This is a genomic window from Vibrio profundi (assembly GCF_005281835.1).
Classification (GTDB): Bacteria; Pseudomonadota; Gammaproteobacteria; order Enterobacterales; family Vibrionaceae; genus Vibrio; species Vibrio profundi.
In genome coordinates this window covers 22,099-28,098 of sequence record NZ_RZIS01000019.1, presented here as the reverse complement: position 1 = coordinate 28,098, position 6,000 = coordinate 22,099, and the positions used below count along the sequence as shown (strand labels likewise).

General features: G+C 42.5%; 2 protein-coding genes, 7 tRNA genes and 2 rRNA genes. 4 read left to right on the top strand and 7 right to left on the bottom strand.

Annotated elements, in window-relative coordinates; genetic code table 11:
* The first annotated feature begins 89 nt into the window (after positions 1 to 89).
* The 4 genes from rrf (ELZ11_RS23645) (at position 90) to ELZ11_RS23630 (ending at position 591) form a co-directional block, all read left to right on the top strand.
* Positions 90 to 205 (top strand): 5S ribosomal RNA (gene rrf, locus ELZ11_RS23645).
* A 47-nt stretch (positions 206 to 252) separates the two neighbouring features.
* Positions 253 to 328: transfer RNA gene (locus ELZ11_RS23640), tRNA-Thr, on the top strand.
* Between the two features lie 41 nt (positions 329 to 369).
* Positions 370 to 485, top strand: a 5S ribosomal RNA gene (rrf, locus tag ELZ11_RS23635).
* A 29-nt stretch (positions 486 to 514) separates the two neighbouring features.
* Positions 515 to 591 (top strand) — tRNA-Asp (locus tag ELZ11_RS23630).
* Positions 592 to 1,216: 625 nt separating this feature from the next.
* On the opposite strand, the gene ELZ11_RS23625 is transcribed toward ELZ11_RS23630, so the two are convergent.
* The 7 genes from ELZ11_RS23625 to ELZ11_RS23595 form a co-directional block, all read right to left on the bottom strand.
* On the bottom strand, positions 1,217 to 2,464 hold the full coding sequence (locus ELZ11_RS23625) for a DUF1835 domain-containing protein (RefSeq protein WP_137359824.1): 1,248 nt from the start codon (positions 2,462 to 2,464) through the stop codon (positions 1,217 to 1,219).
* 289 nt (positions 2,465 to 2,753) lie between these two features.
* A tRNA-Asn gene (locus ELZ11_RS23620) sits at positions 2,754 to 2,829 on the bottom strand.
* A gap of 29 nt (positions 2,830 to 2,858) precedes the next feature.
* Positions 2,859 to 2,934: transfer RNA gene (locus tag ELZ11_RS23615), tRNA-Thr, on the bottom strand.
* Between the two features lie 36 nt (positions 2,935 to 2,970).
* Positions 2,971 to 3,046: transfer RNA gene (locus tag ELZ11_RS23610), tRNA-Asn, on the bottom strand.
* Positions 3,047 to 3,070: 24 nt separating this feature from the next.
* A tRNA-Thr gene (locus tag ELZ11_RS23605) sits at positions 3,071 to 3,146 on the bottom strand.
* A gap of 56 nt (positions 3,147 to 3,202) precedes the next feature.
* A tRNA-Phe gene (locus ELZ11_RS23600) sits at positions 3,203 to 3,278 on the bottom strand.
* Positions 3,279 to 3,511: 233 nt separating this feature from the next.
* Complete coding sequence (locus ELZ11_RS23595) at positions 3,512 to 5,137, bottom strand: methyl-accepting chemotaxis protein (RefSeq protein ID WP_137359823.1); 1,626 nt, start codon at positions 5,135 to 5,137, stop codon at positions 3,512 to 3,514.
* Between the last annotated feature and the right edge of the window lie 863 nt (positions 5,138 to 6,000).

Below are 6,000 nucleotides of genomic sequence, written 5' to 3'. Positions count from 1 at the left end.
CACCCAAGAGGTTTTGTAGGACTCAAGAATGAGACCTTGAATGAGTTTGAAGTGAACTTTTAGATAAGCTTTCCGAATTTTAGAATTTGCTTGGCGACCATAGCGTTGTGGACCCACCTGATTCCATACCGAACTCAGAAGTGAAACACAATAGCGCCGATGGTAGTGTGGGGCTTCCCCATGTGAGAGTAGGACATCGCCAGGCTTTAAATTTTTAAGCCCGTTTATTAAACGTGCTTTAACAGATATTGTGCTGGTATGGCTCAGTTGGTAGAGCGCACCCTTGGTAAGGGTGAGGTCCCCAGTTCAAATCTGGGTACTAGCACCATTATTTACTAAGTTTGATTACAAGCTTAGACACAGAATTTTCTTGGCGACCATAGCATTGTGGACCCACCTGATTCCATGCCGAACTCAGAAGTGAAACACAATAGCGCCGATGGTAGTGTGGGGCTTCCCCATGTGAGAGTAGGACATCGCCAGGTTAAAATTGCTTATGCTGAATAGACACTGCGGAGTGGTAGTTCAGTTGGTTAGAATACCGGCCTGTCACGCCGGGGGTCGCGGGTTCGAGTCCCGTCCACTCCGCCACTTATCTTAAAAGCCCGATGCTAACGCATCGGGCTTTTTCGTATATGTAGAATTTATATTTCACCTGTAATTAGCCTGAATTTTATTCTTTTAACACGCTCTTGAAGTACTCATAAGCCTTACTGCTTTTCTTTTCCACCCTAAACCACCGATTTCAGCAGGTTGTTATCATTCAGCTAGGTTTTGCCTGTGGTTCTACTCATGTTAAATGCTCCCTTGATTATTATCGAAGGCAAAGAGGAAAAATAAACTTTGGGGTAACCACTATAGGCGAAGGTGCTATTTGTCGCTAGCAATGAAGAAACCACTTGACGTTATCTAATACATCAAGAGAAAAAGAGCGTGTGGAACATCAGCAGCCAGCTCTGGACTAAACAAAGTAGAGGCTCATACAAGGCCACCTTTTTTAGAAAGTGGTAACTTACATCTGTTATACATGACGAGAGTGCTTATCTGTCAGAGCTCTCTGGTTCACTTTCGTACAGTTTTTATGATCCCTTTATATTCAGAGGCTGATACAACTCCTCCAAGAGGCTATTTATGAGCTCTTTTGATTGGTTGTTACGCTCTGCTTATTAGTTATTAAAGGGTGAGCTGTGGAGCGTGTATATACGCTCCGTACAGGCTAGTTCAGTTTGGATATTGTCGACAGGTTCTTGTGATCCCAACACCACGAGTTTTCCTGCGTGATGTGTATTCCACCAACCCATTTATCCTCTATGATTCGTCGTTGACTGAAGTTTGAATAGCTCAACTGCAAAGTACAATTACGCCAATCATAGGGCTCAGGCATTGAAACTTTAAGGAGCGGTGAAACGCCTTCTGTAAGTGGCTTAATAAGCGCCCAAAACATGACATCACCTAGATACACTAGTGGCTCTAATTCCATATAACGTTTGAAGAGCTTACTGAATTCTAGGGCTTCTTTATTCTTTCTTAAGATATCTAGTGCGATTGATTCTACTAAGCTCAGCCCAGAATCGACTTGTGGGAGCTCCTGAAGGTGTCTAAAGATCACGGAGCGAATATTAGGGAAAAGAGTGCTATCCACATTATGGTAGCTTTCAATTAGATCTAAGGGGCTATCAGAGCAGAATGCTTTCCAAAGCTGGGTCGCGGTAGTTATCTGCTCAATCGTAACCTTTTTTCGTTTAGCCCAAAGCGAGCGTAGAGCTTCTGGGGGGAGTTGCCCTAAACCAATGAACTTCTCCCTCCCAGGGAAGCGGTTAACCTCGATAATTTCTATTTTAGAAAAATTTGAATAAGACAGTAAGTACAATACGCGGATCAGCATTAGCTGATCGTAATTGTCATGTTCAATCCAAAGAACAACGCGTTGATAATCGTTACTTAATAGTTCCTTTGTTTCTTTTATTGCCTCTCGTTTAACTTGTTCAACTGACTTATCCATCTCCGCTATTTCAGAGACTAACCGATGGCAGACATAATCAGCCCTGAGTTTTAAAAACTCGTCTTCTTGGAGTGCTAGAGGGCCAATACAAAGAGGTTCTATATAAGGAAGGAAATTCCCGGCGAAGCCAGCTTTAGTTAACGTTTGCTGTATATCGTGTCCGCAACGTACGTGCAAGGTAGGTATATCGTTGTCTAAAGGAGGCAAAGGCTCGTTACCATTGCTTTTGTGCCTTTCTAACAGTTCGATGTGTGAGAGTAATTTTTGCCAGCTCTTTAGGCCTAGTTCTCTAGCTATGGCAAGGTGTATGTCTGATAATTTAACTTGCTCAGGAAAGAGTGTTTGATTTGGGTGTTGTGAGAGTAGCCAGCTGATATCTTTGTTAGAACCAGATTTGATTAACTTAAGTCGAGATTTGGCATGCTTTTTCAAGTAAGCAAGATTTAAAGAAAAGGAGTTCATATATTCACCGTCTCATAGCTTCTGTACTCGCTGATCAGAAAAGAAGGCAAATCAAATTGTATTTACCCAATTACGGGTTATTGATGACCTTGAGTTGAACCCTTTCCGCGAGTAGGAAGCGCAGGTAACGCTTAACCCGAATATATAATGAAATGTGACCTAAAGGAAGCTGTATAGGGTAACTATTTAGAGTTACAGGGCGAATGGGTTTAGCTTGACTCTGAGTTTAGGGGGAGCTACTGGCTAGAATGCAAAAAGGCCTCATCAGATGATGAGGCCTTTTCTAATTTGGCTCCCCCTGCGGGACTCGAACCTGCGACATACGGATTAACAGTCCGCCGTTCTACCAACTGAACTAAGGGGGAATTGATAGTTTTATCTCTCATCAAGAGAATGGTGCCGACTACCGGAATCGAACTGGTGACCTACTGATTACAAGTCAGTTGCTCTACCTACTGAGCTAAGTCGGCTCCATGAATCAATAAGCTTATGCTTAATGATTAACTTGGCTCCCCCTGCGGGACTCGAACCTGCGACATACGGATTAACAGTCCGCCGTTCTACCAACTGAACTAAGGGGGAATTATACTTTAAGTAAAGAAAGAATGGTGCCGACTACCGGAGTCGAACTGGTGACCTACTGATTACAAGTCAGTTGCTCTACCTACTGAGCTAAGTCGGCACACTATATTCTTCTTTGCTTTAATGTTGTTGTCATAGACACCAACAAATAAATTGTGGTGCCCGGAGGCGGAATCGAACCACCGACACGAGGATTTTCAATCCTCTGCTCTACCGACTGAGCTATCCGGGCGACGAGGTGTATTAAACGTGTTTTCGCGTTCTGGGTCAACATTAAATTGCAAAAAAAGTATCGTTTGATGTTTTTCTATACTTAGTGGGGTGTTTTTATTCATTTTGAATGAAAACCCTATGGCAGCTATACGTTAACTTACTCTCAAATTGCTATTAAGTGAGTTAAAAAACCGAACAAATAAAAAAAGCACGTATGAAAACGTGCTTTTGATTAAGGTTGAATTCGTGGGTTTAGTGTTTAACTTCGAACTTATTTACCCAAGTTTCAAGTTCATTAGAAAGAGAGGTGAGGGTTTGTGTACTGTTGTGACTTTCTGTTACGACACTGCTCAGCTGATTTCCACTTTCTTCGATCATGTTTATGCGTTTAGAAATATCGTCGCCAACTTGAGTTTGCTCCGCAGCTGCAGTCGCGATTTGGTGACTCATAGAAGAGATAGATTCTAAAGCGATGACGATTTGCTGGAGCGCTTCTGATGCGTTTTGGGACTCTGTTACTGTGCTTTGACTTGTTTCAGCACAGACTTCCATGGTTTTAATCGCGTTTTGAGAGCCTTCCTGTAAGTTAGTGATCATGGTTTGGATCTCTTTAGTACTGTCTTGTGTACGACCAGCTAAATTTCTCACTTCGTCTGCAACTACTGCAAAACCACGGCCTTGTTCGCCAGCACGCGCGGCTTCAATTGCAGCATTGAGCGCAAGGAGGTTGGTTTGTTCGGCAATATCTCCAATCACATCCAACACTTTTACGATGTTGTTAACGTCATTATCGAGATTAGCGACAGCGGTGCTCGCTGTACCTAGCTGTTCAGCTAAGCCTTGGATGTTATCCACGGTGTTATGGATTAACTGCTGAGTGTGTTGGCTTTGTTTATCTGCTTCATCGGTATTTTTTGCGGTATCGCTCGCTGAATCAGCTACGTTGTTTGCTGAAGACGCCATTTCGGTCATCGCTGTTGCGATCATTTCTGTGGATTGCTGTTGAGTTTCAGTTAGTTGAGCAATAGAACCGGCGCGGTCTTCAACTTGAATCAGTTCTTGACGTAGAGCAAGCATAGAAGAATCTAAGTTGGAGACTAGCTGAGCTAATGACTTACTCATTTGTTGAACAGCTTGATAGATGCTGCCTGGCGTCGCTTCAGATTCAAATGTCGTTTGAATTTTCCCTTGAGCGACGGCTTGAACGGCTTGTCGCACTTCATCAGGCTCCCCCCCTAATAGGGCAAGGATTTTGCGAATAGATACAATGAGGATACTTAGAATGGCCAGCGCTATCACTAAACATAGTGTCACTTGCCATTGAGCAGTTGACCAGAAACGTTCATTCACCTCATCAAAACTGATTCCGGTACCCACATACCAGCCCCAACGTGGACTTTTTTGAGCGATAGAGAGTTTGTAGTCTATCGAACCATCAGGGTAAGCCGATGTCCATTCGTATTCGGCAATACCAGTAGGTGTTTTTCGAATCGCATTAATGAGTATTTCACCAATACTGTTGCCATCGCCGTCTTTGAAGTCGTGGAAGCTTGTGCCGTGAAGTTGAGGGTCGAGTGGAGTAGCGACAAACATCATATTTTCATCAGCTACATATACGTATTCGTTGTCTTTATAGGTGTTGTTTCGCAATAGGCGAGTTGCGAGTGCTTTTGCCTCGATTTCTGACAACGTGCCATCAGCTGCCATTTTCTCTGTTTCAGTCAATATGCTGTATGCACTTTTAAATAGCTCGGTTACACGAGCTTTATTGTCGAGATCGCTGGCGACCCTTAAGGTCCATAGCCCAGTTGCCGTTAGCGCAAGTAAAGCGGCCAAAATAATGGCTGAAAGGAGATACGCTTGGGTTTTTAATTTCATATTGCCTCACAATGCAAACACGCTAGTTATTGCTATTGATAGATAAGTAATTATTTGTTCATGACATCTTAATCTAACTAGTATAGGACGGAATATGTGAAAAAATTGAAAGTATGATTTGGATTAAATTTCTAGCGCAAAATAAGTTGAAAGTAGTGAAGTAGATTCGCTAAATCGCGCTTTTTTTGTGGTCGGTAGATTTAATAATATTATTTCCATGACCTTTTGTTTTATAGATATCTACGCAAGCGCAAGCGCTTCAAAGGAAGAGTACTTCAGTTTGTCGGGTGTTTAATCATCTCAAATGAAGTGAAAAATTTGCTACCTACGATAGGGAAATAGTCATGCTAAAAAAGCAAAGAAGACATTTAGAAAAACTCTTAACCCACATCATCTTATAGAGGGGGGAGGTTCTTAATTCTCGTGTCAGAAAGGCTTTCTTTGTGGGAACCGCATGCTTCTATCCAGATGTCCTGAAATGGTAAATAGGTTAGCAGTTTTAAAGAGGTTTGTTGAAATGAAGTCTTTATTCGTAGATGTTGGAGAATTAAATCTTAGAGCGCGCGAATTGCCAGAGTGAGGGAAGTAATTTCTTTATGGATTGATTGGAGCATGACGTTTGATCTAGGAAGGCGCTGTAGATGCTACAACTCATAAAGTGATAAGGCTGTTTTTAATATGCTTAAACGCGTCGAGACTTAACGTTAATGGATCACTCATTGACTTGTGTTTGGGATAAGCCATTCTCAGCTTAAATCGAAAAAAGCCAAGTCTTTCGACTTGGCTTCTTGAATTTTTATCCCCCTGCGAGATTCAATGCGGCCGGCTAGGTCTGAGACATTGCTTTGGCACAAAGCAGGAGT

Coding starts and splice junctions, on each gene's coding strand:
- ELZ11_RS23595 (WP_137359823.1), bottom strand. CDS start 5,137: ATGAAATTAAAAACCCAAGCGTATCTCCTTTCAGCCATTATTTTGGCC.
- ELZ11_RS23625 (WP_137359824.1), bottom strand. CDS start 2,464: ATGAACTCCTTTTCTTTAAATCTTGCTTACTTGAAAAAGCATGCCAAA.